Raw genomic sequence first — 16292 nt, 5'->3', positions numbered from 1 at the left:
GTCACAAGCCGAAGCCCGATCACGCCCAGCCGGATACCTGCTTCGGGACGCACCGACGCGAAGGCAACACGAGAAATGTCGCACCACCGATTCACCAGCCCCAGCACGACGAAGAACGCACTCGGAAGGGCGCTTGTCATCGGCGCTCTTTCACTGACAACCCTTGCCGTCAGTATCGACACCGCGAACGCTCAGGCCCCCTTGCTTCCGGACTGGAACACCGCCGGAGTTTCCGTCGTCACGAATCCGGCGAAAGTGTCAGCTTTCGATTCCTCGGATGGAGGCCGCGCATTGGCAGCCGCAGAGTCCAAGATCGGCGCACCGTACGTCTGGGGCGCGACCGGACCGGACTCGTTCGACTGCTCCGGCCTCGTTCAATGGGCCTATGCACAAGCGGGCGTTTCAATTCCGCGAACTACCTACGACCAGGCGGTCGGCGGAGCTCCGATTTCCCGGGACGATCTCCAGCCAGGTGACGTAGTCCTGTACTACGGCGGGGAACATGTGGGGATCTATGCCGGAGGCGGTGAGGTCCTTCACGCCCCGACGTCCGGGGAGTCGGTCAAACGCGCACCCGTGGACTCGATGCCATACTATCTCGCCCGGCGCTACTGACATGTATCACGTCAACTTGACAAAAAGTCTTGTATCGCAACGATATTCGGGCCGTTCATCACGATCCGAATGCTTGACACTCCCCCAATGCGCGGAATGTGATGCCATCCTCTCCCCCGCGAGCGCGGTCTGCACCAGGTGTCGCGGAGCGCGGTTGGACGTAACGCGGTGTTGCGGAGACGGCACTGTCGCGTCCTGGCGAACGGTTCACGGCGACCCCACGACCGTTCTCGCCATCGTCGAATTGGACGAGGGGCCGTGGCTGTACACGTTGCTCACGGAATCCCCGCGCGCGGATGCGTCCGGACCGCTGCGAGTATTGTTTCAACGGCGAGAACTAGGTAAGCGGTACCCGGTGTTCTGCCTGTGCGGCGACGATCGGGGAGAACTGCAATCGGACTTCAGCTCCGATCTGCTGAACCATTGACCTCGCGCGAGTCACGCTCCTGCGCAGTCGATACCACCCACGCCGCGATCTGCGCTCTGGAGGTGAAACCCAATTTCGTCAGCACGTGCTCCACGTGCCCCTGTGCTGTCCGCGGCGAAATGACGAGATGCTCTGCGACAGCGCGATTGGTCAGGCCCTGCGCAACCAGTTCCGCAACCTGCAGTTCACGACGAGTAAGTCGAATCGCCTCGGTCGACGATGTGTCCGGGACTCTGTGATGCTCGTCGAGCGCGTACGCGACAGCTTCACCCTCGGTCATCACAATTCCCCGGTGAAACTGCTTGTCGAAAGCACCCTTACCCAATGCCTTTTGAGCATCGTTTGCCGCCTTGTCATGGTGGGGTGACAAGATCGGAAGCCCCGCGAGCCGACTCCCGACCTTCTGCCAGTACATCGCCGCAGCGCCGAGTAGAACCGCCGATTGCTTCCAATCACGTTGCGCTGCAGCAATCCACGCCAACTGTTCGATACACCACGCCGAGTTCATTGAAGCGGCCGTGGCCCGCAGACTTCGCGCCAAATGGTCACGTGCGCGCTCGAGGTCACCTCGAAACCAGTCCACAAGCCCTAGATTGCTAAGCGCCGACGCCTGATACATCACTTCGTGCGGCGGTCCGGTGATGGCAAGGGACTCGTCGAAACACTCCACCGATCGCTCCAGCGCGCCGGTAAAGATGCAAGCGAGCCCGAGGGTAATCAAGCCGGCCACTTTGTGCTCTAGATTCTCAGCTGATTGGAAAAGCGATACGGCAGCCTCCAACTTCCTGGCGTCAGTGTCGAATTCGCCGTTGAACGTGTCGACATATCCGTCCGCCCATCCAGCCAAGCCTCGAGAGCGTACATCTCCCACGACCTCGGCAAGGCGCCAACTCTCCTCTACCTGTCCGCGCGCCCGGACGAGGTCACCCTGCATCCCATGCGCTACGGCGTCGATACACAGAATTTCCACGCGATAAGTGTCCGGCTCCCCATCGGAAGCTCTCAGGGTTCGATCCGCCCAGTGCCGCGCCGAAGCGATCCGACCGCCGAGAACCCAGAATCGGTACAGCGCCGCGACCATTCGCGTCGCTGATCGCGTCTGACCCGGCGTCGAGATCGAAAACTCCAGCGCGTCGTAGACGTTGTGCAGTTCACGACCCAGCCTTGCGATCCACGCAGCTTGCTGGTCGCTGATCCACTCGGCTTCCGCACGAACGACCAGCGCTTCGAACCAATCACGGTGGCGCCATCGAAGTTCCACGTAGTCGTTCGAGAACTCGGCCTTCTCTCGTCCGTACTCCCGGAGTAGATCGAGAAGGTGGTATCTGACTGAGCCGTCGATCTCCTCACGAATGAGGATGGACTTCTCGACCAGCGCAGTGACGAGATCGAGCACTTCCGTCGAACTCGAATCCTGCCCGCAAACACCCTCGGCAGCATCGAGATCGAACCCACCCGAGAACACCGACAGCCTCGCCCACAACCGTTGTTCACGCGGTGAGCACAAGTCGTAACTCCAATCGATCGACAATCGCAGGGTCTGCTGACGACTGGGAACATCACGCCCACCGGAAGTCAAAAGGCTGTAACGATCAGAAAGCCGATACATGATCTGCTCCGCCGACATAGATCGCAGCCGAGCAGCAGCCAACTCGATCGGCAACGGCAATCCGTCCAGATCGTGGCAGATACGGGCAACGGCATTCCGGTTCCCTTCGGTCAACACGAAACCCGGCACCACAGTCGCAGCTCTTTCTGCGAACAACAAAACAGACTCGTACCGAGCCAGCCCATCGAAAGCGCGCGGCCCCCGCAGTTCCGGCGTAGTGAGAGAAGGAACCCGCATCACCACCTCACCGCCCACACCCAGAGACTCTCGCGACGTCGCCAGAATCTTCACACCGGCACACCGACGCAAGATCGCCCCGGCAAGCCGGGCAACCGAATCCACCAGGTGTTCACAGTTGTCGAACACCAACAGCAGACTCCGATCGGCGCAAAATTCGATCAAAGCGCGCAGCGGATCAGACGACGAAACCGGCCGCACCCCCAAAGTCACGGCGACATAATCCGCGAGCAGATCCGGATCCGACAACTCCCCCAACTCCACCAACCAGGTACCGTCGCTGAACACCCGCTGCAGCGCACCCGCAAGCCGAATCGCGAGACGTGTCTTGCCCACGCCCCCGACGCCGGTCAGCGTCAACAAACGGGACGACTCGAACAATCTTCTGGCATCGGCCAACTCACGCCGCCGACCGACAAAACTCGTCAACTCCAACGGCAAGTTACCGACAACCCGATGATCGGCTTCTGCACGCACAGCGGATGCCATCGACCGACTCGCTTTCTGCGATTCCACTCCAAAACCAACGCTACCCCCGCGAACTGCACCCGAGAAGCGCTCACCACTGCCCGCGATCTCAGCCTCGGGAGTCGGTCTCCTGCTCGGTCGACACGAACCACGCCGCGATCTGCGCTCTGGAGGTGAAACCCAATTTGGTCAGCACATGCTCCACATGACCCTGAGCCGTACGAAGCGAGATCACGAGATGTTCCGCGATAGCGCGATTGGTCAGGCCCCGCGCAACGAGTTCCGCAACTTGCTGCTCACGACGAGTCAGGTGAGGTGCCTCAGTTGACGATGAACCCGGAACACTGCGACGCTCGTCGAGCGCATACGCGACAGCTTCACTCTCGGACATCACAAATCCGTTGCGAAACGACTTGTCGAAAGCACTCTTACCCATAGCCCTACGAGCAGTCTCTGCCGCAGTGTCGTGATGCGGCGACAAACCCGGCAGGCCCGCCAGCCGACCCCCGACCTTCTGCCAATACATGGCTGCCGCGCCGAGCAGAACCGCGGAATTCTTCCAATCACGTTGCGCTGCAGCAATCCACGCCAGTGGTTCGATACACCACGCCGAGTTCATCGGGGCATCGAGAATTCTCAGACTTCGCGTCAAATAATCACGTGCGTCATCTAATTCACCTCGGAGCCAGCCCACGAGCCCGAGGGTTCCCAACGCAAAAGCCTGGAACATGACTTCGTTGGCGGGCACGGTGATCGCGAGAGTCTCTTCGTTGCACTCCACCGAGCGATCGAGGGCCCCGGAAAGAAAGTACGCGATCCCCAGGGTGTCCAGGCCGATCACCACATGCAGCAGATTTTCGTCCAATCGAAACAGCGTCAACGCGGATTCCAACTTGGCTGTAGCGGTATCGAAGTTGCCTCTGAACGTATCGACGTATCCGTCACCCCATGCCGCGAGACCGCGTGAGCGTACGTCCGCCAAGGCATTCGCCAGGTGCCAACTCTCGTCGACCAGCGCTTGTGCCCGTTCGAGTTCCCCCTGCATCGCGTGATTCACAGCGTCGATGGCCAAGACATCAACGCGGAACGGGTCGAGCTCCCGATCCTCTGTATTCAGAGCTCGATCCGTCCAATACCGTGCCTGCACAAGCAATCCACCAGAAAGCCAGAATCTGTACAACGCACCGACCATTCGCGTTGCAGATCGCGCCTCCCCGGCAGTGGAAATCGAAAACTCCAGCGCGTCGTAGACGTTGTGCTGTTCACGACCCAGCCGTGCGATCCACGCTGCTTGCCGGTCACTGATCCACTCGGCTTCCGCACGAACAACCAGCGCTTCGAACCAATCACGTTGGCGCCGTCGAAGTTCCACGTAGTCGTTCGAGAACTCGGCCTTCTCTCGTCCGTACTCCCGCAGGAGGTCGAGCAGGTGATAGCGAACGGTGCCGTCGATCTCCTCACGAATGAGGATGGATTTCTCGACCAACGCAGTGACGAGATCGAGCACTTCCGTCGAACTCGATTCCTGCCCGCACACTCCCTCGGCTGCGTCAAGCTCGAACCCGCCGGAAAACACGGTCAGCCGACCCCACAGCTGCTGCTCCGGAGGCGAGCACAAGTCGTAACTCCAATCGATCGACAATCGGAGAGTCTGCTGACGACTCGGTACGTCGCGTCCACCAGAAGTCAAAAGGCGGTAACGATCCGAGAGCCGATCCATGATCTGCTCCGCCGACATACCGCGCAGGCGAGCGGCCGCCAACTCGATCGGAAGCGGGAGTCCATCCAGGTCGTGACAGATATGAGCAACGGCGCGCTTGTTCTCCTCAGTGAGGGTGAAACCGGGGACGACTGAAGCCGCACGCTCGGTGAACAACGACACGGATTCGTACTGGGCAAGTCCCTCGAATTCGCGCGGCTGTTGCTGCGGCGTGGTGAGCGAGGGAACGCGCATCGTCACCTCACCGCCCATTCCCAGCGATTCTCTGCTCGTCGCCAAGATCTTGACACCGGCACATCGCCGTAGGATCGCACCGGCAAACAGAGCGACGGCATCGACCAGATGTTCGCAGTTGTCGAGTACCAACAGCAGACTGCGATCGGAGCAGTAGTCGATCACAGTGTGCAGCGGGTCCGACGAGGACACCGGCCGCACCCCCAAAATCACGGCGACGTAATCCTCGAGGAGTTCTGGATCCGTCTGCTCCCCCAACTCCACCAACCACGCGCCGTCTCGGAACACCCGCTGGAGCGCACTCGCAAGCCGGATCGCGAGCCGCGTCTTGCCGACACCTCCGATACCGGTGAGCGTCAATAAACGGGACGACTCGAACAATCTTCTGGCTTCGGCCAACTCACGCCGTCGGCCGACAAAACTCGTCAGCTCCAAGGGCAAGTTGCCGACAACTCGCTGGTCGGCTTCTGATCGCACAACGGATGCCATCGACCGACTCGCTTTCTGCCAACCACTACAAATCAACGCTACCCCCGTGTTCGTCGCCCTGAGCAGCGCTCACTTGTGCTTCGTCATCGCAGTCGAAATGACGGCCCCTCACAGATGCGATTCACGACGGCCATGCCGGTGTCACGCGCCCGAAACAACGGATTTCTACCCTGGCAGCGACGAGAAGGGAGACCGACATGCCACCGCGCCGTAGATCGGTACTACTGACGCAACTGGTAATCGATGCTCCCGGCAGTCCACAACAAACGATCCTCGACGAACTGCGCCGAGTGATTCTGTCGGGTTCGGCGCCTCCGGGTACCCCGATCCCTCTCGGCGACGTGGCTGATGTGTTCGGGGTCAGCCGAATACCAGTGCGGGAATCGCTGAAGACCCTGGTCGGAGAGTCGTTGGTCGACCACCGCCACCAATTCGGCTACACCGTTGCTCAGTTGACGCCGGCAGAACTGCGCGAGATGTACATCGTCCGCGAAACTCTCGAATCAGCTGCATTGGCCGTCGCCGTCGAGCGGGCCACCGAAGAGGATCACGAACACGCCGTCGAGGTGAATTCCCGTCTGGAGATCGCGTTGCGCTACGACGACTCTCAGTCCTATCACTGTGAGAGCCGAAACTTTCACCTCGCACTGACCCGACCGTCGCAAATGCTTCGACTTCTGCACATGTTCGAAGCTGCCTGGAACATCACCGAACCGGTACAGCCGATGGTCCATGTTGCCGGCGTCGATCGCCGGGTTCTGCACTCCGATCACACCGCGATGCTGGACGCATTCCTGCGTCGGGACGCAGCCGCTCTTCTGAGTGCTTCCGAAATCCATCATCGCCGACTCAACACCGTGATCGCGACTCTGCCGACAGACACCGGCCTACTGGCCGAGAAAGATATACCGATTGCGCAATAGCTGTGCAACACAGCGTCGATACCTTTCTCTCAACACAGTTTTCATCACTGACGCTGAGAGCTCGTGCACTGTCCGCTGATTTCCTGCACTGATGCACAGGAGCTGTCATGACCGACATTCTTCCGTCCCGAACGACCACTGCCCCAACTCCCCCAAAGGAAACCGGCTCGGCCGACCTCGTCGAAGCCGCGGGCCACCCGGTCGGCGGCGGACTGATCAAACCGGGCTACGACCCTCGTTTGACCAACGAGGATCTGGCGCCGCTTCGCAAGCAGACCTGGTCGTCGTACAACATCTTCGCCTTCTGGATGTCCGACGTACACAGCGTCGGCGGATATGTCACTGCCGGTAGTCTTTTCGCACTGGGATTGGCCAGCTGGCAAGTACTCGTCGCCCTGCTGGTCGGTATCACGATCGTTTACTTCTTCTGCAATCTCGTCGCCAAGCCCAGCCAAGTTACCGGCGTACCGTATCCGGTGATCTGCCGCAGCGTGTTCGGTGTCCTCGGCGCGAACATCCCGGCAATCATTCGTGGCCTGATTGCCGTGGCCTGGTACGGGATTCAAACCTTCCTCGCTTCGGCAGCCCTCGATGTCGTACTGATCAAACTCTTTCCGTCACTCGCACCGTATGCCGTCGTCGAAGACTACGGATTCGCCGGACTCTCCGCACTGGGCTGGGGAAGTTTCATGCTCCTGTGGGTACTTCAGGCCTGCGTCTTCTGGCGAGGCATGGAATCGATCCGCCGCTTCATCGACTTCTGCGGGCCGGCTGTGTACGTCGTGATGTTCATGCTGTGCGGGTACCTCATCTACCAGGCAGGCTGGAGCGCTGTCGATCTCACACTCGGCGACGTCAAATACTCCGGTTACGACGCCGTGCCGGTCATGCTCGGTGCGATCGCTCTGGTTGTCTCGTACTTCTCCGGACCGATGCTCAACTTCGGTGACTTCTCCCGCTACGGGAAGTCGTTCGCTGCAGTCAAGAAGGGCAACTTCCTCGGTTTGCCGTTGAACTTCCTCGTATTCTCGGTGTTGGTCGTCGTCACGGCGTCGTTGACACTGCCGGTGTACGGCGAACTGATCACCGATCCCGTCGCAACAGTGGCACGAATCGACAGCACCTTCGCCATCGTCCTCGGCGCACTCACCTTCACCATCGCCACGATCGGCATCAACATCGTGGCCAACTTCATTTCCCCGGCCTTCGACTTCTCCAACGTGAGCCCGCAGAAGATCAGCTGGCGGGCCGGCGGGATGATCGCGGCGATCGGCTCGATCCTCATCACCCCGTGGAACCTCTACAACAATCCCGACGTCATCCACTACACGCTCGAAACCCTCGGAGCCTTCATCGGTCCGCTGTTCGGAATCCTGATTGCCGACTACTACCTCGTGCGCAAGCAGAAGGTGATCGTCGACGAACTGTTCAGCATGTCGCCGACCGGAACCTACTGGTACAGCAAGGGATACAATCCTGCTGCAGTGATCGCCACCGTGGTGGGAGCCGTCGTCGCGATGGTCCCGGTCCTGGGCAAGGACCTCACCGGGATGTACACCGCAGCGCAGTACAGCTGGTTCATCGGTTGCGGGCTCGGATTTGCCGTCTACTACCTACTCGCCACGCGCACTTCCCTGGCTGTCCGGAATGCTTCTTCTCCCGACACTGTGACGGTCGACTGATCGTCATGAGAATCAAGGTGATCAACCCCAACACCACGTGGGCGATGACCGCCAAGATCGAGGAATGTGCCCGGGGTGTCGCGGGCTCGGGCACATTCGTCGAGGCAGTCAGCCCTGCGATGGGTCCCGCGTCGATCGAAAGCCACTACGACGAAGCTCTCAGCATCCCCGGAATCCTGGCCGAGATCGCCGCCGGAGAAAAGAACGAAGTCGACGGCTACGTCATTGCTTGCTTCGGTGACCCAGGTCTAGATGCAGCCAGAGAGCTGGCCAAGGGCCCCGTCGTAGCTGTTGCCGAAGCGGCAATGAACTACGCAAGTTTCCTGGGACGCGGATTCAGCATCGTGACCACCCTCGGTCGAACCCGCGGCCGCGCAGCCGATCTGGTGGACCGGTACGGCATGCAGGCTCGGTGCCGGGGTATCCACTCCTGCGAGATTCCGGTTCTGGAACTCGATCGTGATCCCGACGCGCGAAAGGTGATCTTGGAAGCCTGTTTCGACGCATTGGAGCAAGATAACTCGGACGTTCTCGTGCTGGGTTGCGCCGGCATGGCGGACCTGTGCCAGGACTTGTCCGACGAACTGTGTGTCCCGGTAGTCGACGGCGTTGCCGCTGGGGTCACGATGGTTCAATCGTTGGTCACCCTCGGACTGTCGACCAGTGCGCGCGGCGAGTTCGCACGGCCACTGCCCAAAACCTACACCGGCACACTGACACCGTTCTCGCTGTGAACGTGCCCGAGCGAGAGTCGAGCACCAATCGTCACCAGTGCCAGGACCGCGAACAATACTCCGGCCCAAACTAATTGGCGGGTTTCGAAATGCGCGAGAAACAGTCCACCGACCGCAGTTCCAAGCGTGATCCCCAAGTTGGAGAACGAGATGAAAAGGCTGTTGCCGAATTCAGGCGCGTCGACTGCGTCTCGCCCCATCCAACTCTGCGAAACCACCAGACCACCGGAATGCACTACACCCCAAACCAACACGGCTACAACCATCGCACCGAAGTACGGGCCTGCCAGATAGAGCATCACGTAGACGACGATGTACAGCAAGGGAAAAGCCACAACCGTGCGCACCACACTCTTGGCGAGCACCGCCCCGAAGACGAAGTTGCCGAAGATCATCACGACACCGAAAGCCAAGAGCATCGCGCTGATCCACGATCCGCTCATGCCCGTCACTCCGCCGAGGTATTCGGCGAAGTATCCGTACACCGAGAACATGGCTGCGAAGACGAAGGTGACGGAAAGGATGGTCAACCACACGCGCGGCCGGCGAAGGATCCCGACCTGTGCGCCGTACGACAGGCGTTGTGTCACCGGAGCCGAGGGCAGAAGTACGACAATCCCGAGAAACGCGAGAATGTTGACCACTGCACCGAAAACGAAAGCCGTGGACACCGAGAAGTTCTCGGCCAGATACGACGTCAGCGGTACACCGAATGCGAATCCTACTGTGACACCCGCAAATACTTTCGTCACAGCTGCAGTTGCTTCCTCCGGTGGCACCAGTCGAACTGCACTCGCGAGTGCGAGCGCGAAGAAGACCGGGTGAACCACGGCGGGAATGATCCGAAACACAAACATCACCTCGAAACTCGACGTGCTCGCGTACACCATGTTGGAGACCGCAAAGACTGCAATCGCCACCAACAGAACGGTTTTCCTGTTGATTCCCGAGGTGATCAGCGTCGTGAACGGACCGGTCACCGCCACGACGAGCGCAAACACACCGACCAACCATCCGGCAGTGGACGCGGTGATACCGAACTTTTCGCTGACCTGAGGCAGAACCCCGATAATGCCCATCTCCGTAGTGATGATTCCGAATACACCCAACGCCAGAACCGGTATCAACAATTTCGACTTCACGACACACTCCTCCTACTACGCCACACAAAACAGATACATATCTAGATATATAGATATGTTTGATTTAGCAAAACCAGCCGACGAGGGCAATCCGACCGCTACAGCTTTTCGCGAACGAATTCCCTGAACTCTCCGATCACGGTTTCGTTTCGTCGGTAGTACGTCCACTTCCCGATGCGCTCGGACTCGAGCAGACCTACATCTTTCATGCCCTGCAGGTACCCCGAGATCACCGACTGGGCAAGTCCCGATCGCCCCTGAATATCACCGACACAGACTCCGATGTGAAACCCGAGATCCTGTTGCGTGTACGAGTCCTCGTCGAAATACTTCGCCGGATGCGCGAGCCACTCCAAGATCTGCAGACGAGTCGGGTTGGACAGCGCCTTGAAGATCGCCAAAGCATCCATGGACCGCACCCCTTCTCCTCGCCAACCGGAACGCATCTACTTTTATGGATATGTTTGGCGAAGTCAAGCCCGATTCGGGCGCAAAGCTACGTACGTCACATCCATGCATTTGAAGTGAGCTGTGCCACTTACGTTTCGACGACCTGCGGAAATCTCAGCGCCGACTTTCTATCTGTGACGACTTGTTTATAGTTATCGCCAACAACGAATTGCCGGAAGTTTCCGGTTCGCCCGAGAATGCTCGCGGGTGAACACAATTCGCTCAACACCAGCCGTACCCGGCTAGTCATTCGGGAGTCGAACCATGAACACACCGCATCAGTTCAGGGCCGTCCCCACATGGTGATGTCGAAGCTCGCCAAGTGGCAGCTGGTCGCCCTCGTCGTGGTTGCACTCCTGGGTTTGATCTACGTCGGAGCGAAATACGTACGGCTGGACAATCTTCTGGGATTCGGCCAATACACGGTCAAAACCGAACTGGCGACGTCCGGTGGCATCTTCACCAACGCCGAAGTGACCTATCGCGGTGTACCCGTCGGACGCGTCGGCGACATGTCGCTCACGTCCGACGGAATCGAAGTCGACCTGTTGATCGACAGCAATGCTCCACAGATTCCCGCATCCGCGCGAGCCGTGGTGGCCAATCGCTCAGCCATCGGTGAACAGTACGTCGACCTTCAGCCCGATACCGACCAGGGCCCGTTCCTCGAAGACGGCTCGGTGATCGCCGTGGGCGACACCACCACGCCGATCCCCATCGAGAACGTCTTGACCAGCGCCAACGGTCTGGTGCACTCCGTTCCGGTAGACGCACTCCACACCGTCGCGAAGGAACTCGGCGCGGCATTCAACGGCAAGGGCGAAGATCTGCAAGTCCTTGCCGACTCGCTGTCGGGGATTTCCCAGTCGGGCCTCGACACCCTTCCCCAGACCCTCGGACTGATCCGCGACAGCCAGACGGTACTCACGACCCAGTCCGATCAATCGTCGGCGATCAAGCAGTTCAGCACCGACCTCGACGCACTGACTGCGCAATTGCGCACCAGCGACCCCGACATCCGACGCGTGATCGACAACGGCATACCGGCCAGCGAACAAGTCGGCTCTCTCGTCACCGAAGCCGGCCCCGCGCTCACGACCAACCTCTCCAACCTCTCCGCCGTTGCAGCGGCAGCCGCCCCGACACTGCCCTCGCTGCAGCCCTTCCTGCTCTTCCTGCCTGCCCTCGCCGGGGCGGCGCCCACCGTTGCACCGGGAGACGGCACAGTACATCTGGGCTTGGTACTCGAGACCAACAACCCGCTCTCGTGCACCGTCGGTTACGAAGGGACCATGGCGATCCTCGACGAGATGAAGCGCAAGGACCCGAACTTCGACGACACGACGCAGAACTTCCCGTTGAACACAGCCGCCAACTGCCAGGCACCCCAGGGCAGCGAAACGGGAGTTCGGAGCGCCAACCGCATCGCGTTCGCCGACCCGAACACCTCGCAACCGTGGGACAGCAAGCCCAAGGTGGACCCGGACAAGCTCAACCTGAACCCGATTGCCACACAACTCGCACCGATGCTCGGTGCCACCCCGAAGTAGCCGTAAAAAACTGGCACCGTCGACGCTCCGCGACGATGATGATGTGATGTCGCAAGGAACGCCTGAGAGGACGTCACGAAGTTTCGAGGAACTTGTCGCCGAAGCCGAATCCGCCTCCGTCGACGGGTGGGACTTCTCGTGGCTCGACGGGCGCGCCACGGAGCAGCGTCCGTCGTGGGGGTATCAGAGGTTGATGGGTGAACGTCTCGGTGGTGCCGGCGCTGCGCTGGACATCCAGACCGGCGGCGGCGAAGTCCTCGCCGCTGCACCGACACTCCCGCCGGTGATGGCGGCAACCGAATCCTGGCCACCGAACGTAACCAAGGCCACCGCGCTTCTGCGTCCCCGAGGTGTGGTGGTGGTCGCGGATCCGGACGAGCCACCGCTACCGTTTGCCGATTCGGCTTTCGATCTGGTGACCAGTCGACACCCTGCGACGGTGTGGTGGGCCGAGATCGCTCGGGTACTCGAACCGGGAGGAACGTACTTCGCTCAACATGTCGGTCACGCCAGCGTGTTCGAACTCGTCGAGTTCTTCCTCGGTCCTCAGCCGCAGGCTCGTCGCGGACGGCACTACGAGGACGAAAGCGCCGACGCGATTTCGGCCGGGCTCACCGTCGTCGACCTTCGTTTCGAGCGTCTGCGCATGGAATTCTTCGATATCGGCGCCGTTGTCTACTTCTTACGCAAGGTGATCTGGATGGTTCCGGGATTCACCGTCGCGCAGTATCTGGACCGGCTCCGGGAACTCGATCAGCAGATCCGTCGAGACGGATCTTTTGTCGCGTACTCGAGTCGATTTCTGATCGAGGCGCGCAAATAGCCCCGCATTACGCGGGGTGAATGGTCTTCCAGTGCTCGGCGATGTCGATTCGCCGCGAGATCCAGACCTTTTCGTGTGACTGCACATGGTCCAGGAAACGCTCGAGGGCGGCAGCTCGGGCAGGGCGTCCGACTATGCGGCAGTGCAACCCGACGGAGAGCATCTTCGGTGATCCGGCCGTTCCCTCCGCATACAGCACGTCGAAGGCGTCACGTAGGTGCGCAAAGAACTGATCGCCGCTGGGAAATCCTGCTGGAGAGGCGAAACGCATGTCGTTGGTATCGAGCGTGTACGGAACGACGAGATGCTTCACCGACTCTGTGCCACGCGGAACGTCTACCCAGTACGGCAGATCGTCGGCGTACGAATCGGAGTCGTAGACGAAGCCGCCGTGCTCGACCACCAATTCGCGGGTGTTCGGTGAATCGCGTCCGGTATACCAACCGAGAGGCGCCGAACCCGTCAGATCTTGCAGAATCTGGACTGCCTCGGCCATGTCGGCGCGTTCACGCTCGATGTCCACGGATTGGTAAGACTTCCAACGTAATCCGTGACACGCGATCTCGTGACCCAACTCCTGAAAAGCACTGACTGCTTCCGGGTTACGCTGCATTGCCCGCGCCACCGCAAAGACTGTGAGAGGCAGGTTTCGCCGCTCGAAGGTCCGCAGGACACGCCACAACCCGGCCCGGGAGCCGTACTCGTACAGCGATTCCATGCTCATGTGTCGATTCGGAAATGCTTCCGCCGGAGTCATTTCCGACAGAAAAGTCTCCGAAGCCGCGTCCCCGTCGAGGACGTTGTTCTCGGCTCCCTCTTCGTAGTTGAGTACGAACTGAACCGCTATCCGCGCGTCGCCGGGCCAGTGCGGATGCGGCGGATGAGGGCCGTACCCCACCATGTCCCGGGGATAGTCGTCGCGCGGATAGTCGCTCATGGCAACAACTTTACCGTCAGCGCCCGGAGATCACAGCGCGAGCAGCGTCGGTGAGTACGCCGAATACTCTCAGCCGCGCCAGGCCACCGTCCGGGAAGATGTCCAGACGAACATCGGTGACCGGAACTTCGGAATCGATCGGAAAGCGATGGCGCGTGTCCGGACGCAGCGTCGTACGCGGCAACAGTTCGAACCACTCCCCTTCCGGAGTTCGGCCGGTCAGAGCGCCCTCACCTGGACTGTTTCCGAGGAAGTACGAGGTGTCGATCTCGACGAAACTCAACACGCCTTCACCCGCGAGTTGTACTTGCACCCAGTCGTTTCCGTCGTCGCGGCGCCTGGCGGTCTCCCACCCGTCCCCCATCGAAGCAGCGCGTCCGGGGAACAGAATGTTCTGCGGTGAGCTGTAGAACATGTTGGAGCAATCGGTCACGCGGCCACCGTTTTCGAGTGCTGCAAGGTCCAACGGCCCGGCATCGAGGAAACGCGGGTCTGGCCGTGCTTCACCGTGAACACGGAATCTCGCAACGCCGCCGTCCGGATAAATGGTCAGCTTGACGTGCGTCCATCGATCCTCCGAAACCACCGAGAACGGATTCTCCGAGTCACCGTGCACGGTCGAGCGTTCGACGATGGTTGTCCACTCGCTGGATCCGGCCAGGTCGACGGGATCCGGATACCCGTCGACGGAGATTGCTTCCACCGAGATCTCGGGCGGGTAATTGCCCTTGAACCACGCGGTGTCGACCACGACGCCTCGCACCACTCCAGGAACACCGAGGCGCACGATCGCCTCGTCATGGCCTGCCACACGGCGACGACGCGTCTCCCAACCGTCGTACACCTGCCCCTTGTGTCCGAACGTCGCCGGCTGGTATCCGGCTTTACCTGGTCGGATCAGGGCCTCGCGCTCGGCGAATGCCTCGTCGTTCGCCCAGATGACGGCTCCGCCGAGGGTGCGCAGTGCCAGGTCGGGCAGCAAGGTGAATTCGGTGGTGCTCATCGGTCAGTGTTCTCCTGTGATCGGTGTGGTGCGTCCTACGAGGTGGTGGAGTGCGTTGGTGTCCGCGCTCGGGGCGAGCCGGAGAACGTCGGATTCTGGATAAGCCCCCGCGTCGAGCCCACGCAGTACCACCGCTGCCAGCGCCTGGGCAGTTGCAGGTTCGTCCATCACGTCGCCACCTTGGCGCCCCAGGTACGACTGGATGCGCGGGGCAGCGGCGCCGAGCGCGTTGCGGTAGAAGCCGAACGTGGCGAGCCAGCGGGTGACCAGATGCCCGGGGTGCATGTCCCACCCCTGGTAGTAACCGCGTTCCAGGGACCGCGTGACGAGGCGATGGTGCCGAGTGATCGCGTCGCGGATCGCCGTGGCGCTCCCGACGGGCGCGACCTGAGTTGACCCGTCGCACACCCAGACGCCGGTCTGCGCGGCAGCAGCCAACATGAGAGCCTTTGCGTGGTCTGCCACCGGATGTTCGAGCGACTGATGACGCGATGCAATTCCGCAAGCCGCACTGTAATCGTAAGTGCCGTAATGCAAACCGGTCAGACGGCCGGCACCGCGATGGATGGCCTGAGCAACTGCCACAGTTCCGTCGGCAGCGATGACCGCCTGCGGGCTCTCGATCTGCAGCTCGAACCGAAGCGAACCGGTCTCGAGTCCGTGCGCCTTCTCCAGTTCTTCGCAGAGCACCGCCGTCGCCGTGACCTGCTCCACCGCGCGCAGTTTGGGAACGGTGAAGACAAATCCGTCCGGCACTCCGCCGGCCGCGTCGAGCACAAGCTCGAGCGTCCTGATCGAGCGTCGACGCTCACCGGCCGGCAGCCCTTTGAACCTGATGCCGCCCCAGTTCGGCCCGGCAGGATCAGCGCTCAACGCTGCAAGTGTCCGCCCGGCCGACGTCGCTGCTGTGTCTTCTTCTTCGTCGCTGCGGCGTCCGTACCCGTCCTCGAAATCGATCCGAAAGTCTTGGACCGGCTTGCGGCCGAGTTGAACTCGCACATCTGCGAGCGCATTCTCCGTGTCGAGATCGGCGAACACATGCGCATGGGAATCGAGAAGCGCGATCGCCTGCTCACCCCAGAGACGAGGGGTGTCGACGGTTGCATCCGCGGCACTGACGTAAATCGTGTGCACGGGCTGGATCTCGTCACGGTTTCCCGGGTACTGCGCCGCGAGCCGCTCGTCCACCGGATCCAGAAGTCCGTCCAGACGATCGTGGACGGCGGCGGAGAGTCGGGATTCTGTCATC

At 60.8% G+C, this 16292-nt stretch carries 14 protein-coding genes; 7 read left to right on the top strand and 7 right to left on the bottom strand.

Features of this window, described 5'->3' with window-relative positions:
- The first annotated feature begins 75 nt into the window (after positions 1–75).
- Together ABX74_RS24340 and ABX74_RS30055 are read left to right on the top strand one after the other, a co-directional pair.
- Positions 76–615 (top strand): C40 family peptidase, encoded by a 540-nt coding sequence (locus tag ABX74_RS24340; RefSeq protein WP_020970571.1) that lies wholly within the window; start codon positions 76–78, stop codon positions 613–615.
- Positions 616–769: 154 nt separating this feature from the next.
- Positions 770–1042, top strand: a complete 273-nt coding sequence (locus ABX74_RS30055; protein WP_082148550.1) for an OB-fold domain-containing protein — start codon at positions 770–772, stop codon at positions 1040–1042.
- Here the strand turns inward: ABX74_RS30055 and ABX74_RS24335 are convergent.
- Positions 1017–3377: an ATP-binding protein gene (locus ABX74_RS24335; protein WP_047889866.1), complete on the bottom strand. Its 2361-nt coding sequence runs from the start codon at positions 3375–3377 to the stop codon at positions 1017–1019. The genes ABX74_RS30055 and ABX74_RS24335 overlap by 26 nt on opposite strands.
- A gap of 88 nt (positions 3378–3465) precedes the next feature.
- Positions 3466–5799 (bottom strand): ATP-binding protein, encoded by a 2334-nt coding sequence (locus tag ABX74_RS24330; protein ID WP_047889865.1) that lies wholly within the window; start codon positions 5797–5799, stop codon positions 3466–3468.
- Between the two features lie 197 nt (positions 5800–5996).
- Between ABX74_RS24330 and ABX74_RS24325 the strand changes: the two genes are divergently transcribed.
- The 3 genes from ABX74_RS24325 to ABX74_RS24315 all read left to right on the top strand — a co-directional run bounded on the left by ABX74_RS24325 (position 5997) and on the right by ABX74_RS24315 (position 9138).
- The gene (locus ABX74_RS24325; protein ID WP_047889864.1) at positions 5997–6722 is read left to right on the top strand and encodes a GntR family transcriptional regulator; all 726 of its coding nucleotides are present in this window, start codon (positions 5997–5999) and stop codon (positions 6720–6722) included.
- 107 nt (positions 6723–6829) lie between these two features.
- Positions 6830–8404 carry an NCS1 family nucleobase:cation symporter-1 gene (locus ABX74_RS24320; RefSeq protein ID WP_047889863.1) on the top strand — a complete coding sequence of 525 codons (1575 nt, stop codon included), beginning with the start codon at positions 6830–6832 and terminating at the stop codon, positions 8402–8404.
- Positions 8405–8409: 5 nt separating this feature from the next.
- Positions 8410–9138: an aspartate/glutamate racemase family protein gene (locus ABX74_RS24315; protein WP_047889862.1), complete on the top strand. Its 729-nt coding sequence runs from the start codon at positions 8410–8412 to the stop codon at positions 9136–9138.
- On the opposite strand, the gene ABX74_RS24310 is transcribed toward ABX74_RS24315, so the two are convergent.
- Both ABX74_RS24310 and ABX74_RS24305 read right to left on the bottom strand, forming a co-directional pair.
- Positions 9105–10280, bottom strand: a complete 1176-nt coding sequence (locus tag ABX74_RS24310) for an MFS transporter (protein ID WP_047889861.1) — start codon at positions 10278–10280, stop codon at positions 9105–9107. The two genes, ABX74_RS24315 and ABX74_RS24310, sit on opposite strands and share 34 nt — an antisense overlap.
- A 98-nt stretch (positions 10281–10378) precedes the next feature.
- A complete protein-coding gene (locus ABX74_RS24305; RefSeq protein WP_021345375.1) occupies positions 10379–10690 on the bottom strand; it encodes an ArsR/SmtB family transcription factor in 312 nt (103 codons plus the stop codon).
- Positions 10691–11029: 339 nt separating this feature from the next.
- On the opposite strand from ABX74_RS24305, the gene ABX74_RS24300 reads away from it, so the two are divergent.
- Together ABX74_RS24300 and ABX74_RS24295 are read left to right on the top strand one after the other, a co-directional pair.
- On the top strand, positions 11030–12280 hold the full coding sequence (locus tag ABX74_RS24300) for an MCE family protein (protein WP_153211727.1): 1251 nt from the start codon (positions 11030–11032) through the stop codon (positions 12278–12280).
- A 46-nt stretch (positions 12281–12326) separates the two neighbouring features.
- Positions 12327–13103, top strand: a complete 777-nt coding sequence (locus ABX74_RS24295) for a class I SAM-dependent methyltransferase (protein ID WP_019745049.1) — start codon at positions 12327–12329, stop codon at positions 13101–13103.
- Positions 13104–13110: 7 nt separating this feature from the next.
- Here ABX74_RS24295 and puuE read toward each other — a convergent pair whose 3' ends face one another.
- Genes puuE through ABX74_RS24280 form a run of 3 tightly spaced genes read right to left on the bottom strand, consistent with a single transcriptional unit; the run spans position 13111 to position 16291 of the window.
- Positions 13111–14040, bottom strand: a complete 930-nt coding sequence (puuE, locus tag ABX74_RS24290) for an allantoinase PuuE (RefSeq protein WP_020908892.1) — start codon at positions 14038–14040, stop codon at positions 13111–13113.
- Positions 14041–14056: 16 nt separating this feature from the next.
- Positions 14057–15043 (bottom strand): allantoicase, encoded by a 987-nt coding sequence (gene alc / locus ABX74_RS24285; protein ID WP_047889860.1) that lies wholly within the window; start codon positions 15041–15043, stop codon positions 14057–14059.
- Positions 15044–15046: 3 nt separating this feature from the next.
- A complete protein-coding gene (locus ABX74_RS24280; protein WP_047889859.1) occupies positions 15047–16291 on the bottom strand; it encodes a DUF6986 family protein in 1245 nt (414 codons plus the stop codon).
- Position 16292: the final 1 nt, after the last annotated feature.

Origin of the sequence: Rhodococcus sp. ARP2 (genome assembly GCF_001029585.1) — a bacterium.
GTDB classification, from domain to species: Bacteria; Actinomycetota; Actinomycetes; order Mycobacteriales; family Mycobacteriaceae; genus Rhodococcus_F; species Rhodococcus_F erythropolis.
Note: the sequence above shows the minus strand (reverse complement) of the source record. Positions and strands in the feature narration are given on the sequence as shown.

Bases quoted from the DNA above. Each gene is read 5' to 3' on its own strand.
- ABX74_RS24340 (WP_020970571.1), top strand. From the start codon at position 76: ATGTCGCACCACCGATTCACCAGCCCCAGCACGACGAAGAACGCACTC.
- ABX74_RS24335 (WP_047889866.1), bottom strand. From the start codon at position 3,377: ATGGCATCCGCTGTGCGTGCAGAAGCCGATCATCGGGTTGTCGGTAAC.
- ABX74_RS24330 (WP_047889865.1), bottom strand. From the start codon at position 5,799: ATGGCATCCGTTGTGCGATCAGAAGCCGACCAGCGAGTTGTCGGCAAC.
- ABX74_RS24325 (WP_047889864.1), top strand. From the start codon at position 5,997: ATGCCACCGCGCCGTAGATCGGTACTACTGACGCAACTGGTAATCGAT.
- ABX74_RS24320 (WP_047889863.1), top strand. From the start codon at position 6,830: ATGACCGACATTCTTCCGTCCCGAACGACCACTGCCCCAACTCCCCCA.
- ABX74_RS24315 (WP_047889862.1), top strand. From the start codon at position 8,410: ATGAGAATCAAGGTGATCAACCCCAACACCACGTGGGCGATGACCGCC.
- ABX74_RS24305 (WP_021345375.1), bottom strand. From the start codon at position 10,690: ATGGATGCTTTGGCGATCTTCAAGGCGCTGTCCAACCCGACTCGTCTG.
- ABX74_RS24300 (WP_153211727.1), top strand. From the start codon at position 11,030: ATGGTGATGTCGAAGCTCGCCAAGTGGCAGCTGGTCGCCCTCGTCGTG.
- ABX74_RS24295 (WP_019745049.1), top strand. From the start codon at position 12,327: ATGTCGCAAGGAACGCCTGAGAGGACGTCACGAAGTTTCGAGGAACTT.
- puuE (WP_020908892.1), bottom strand. From the start codon at position 14,040: ATGAGCGACTATCCGCGCGACGACTATCCCCGGGACATGGTGGGGTAC.
- alc (WP_047889860.1), bottom strand. From the start codon at position 15,043: ATGAGCACCACCGAATTCACCTTGCTGCCCGACCTGGCACTGCGCACC.
- ABX74_RS24280 (WP_047889859.1), bottom strand. From the start codon at position 16,291: ATGACAGAATCCCGACTCTCCGCCGCCGTCCACGATCGTCTGGACGGA.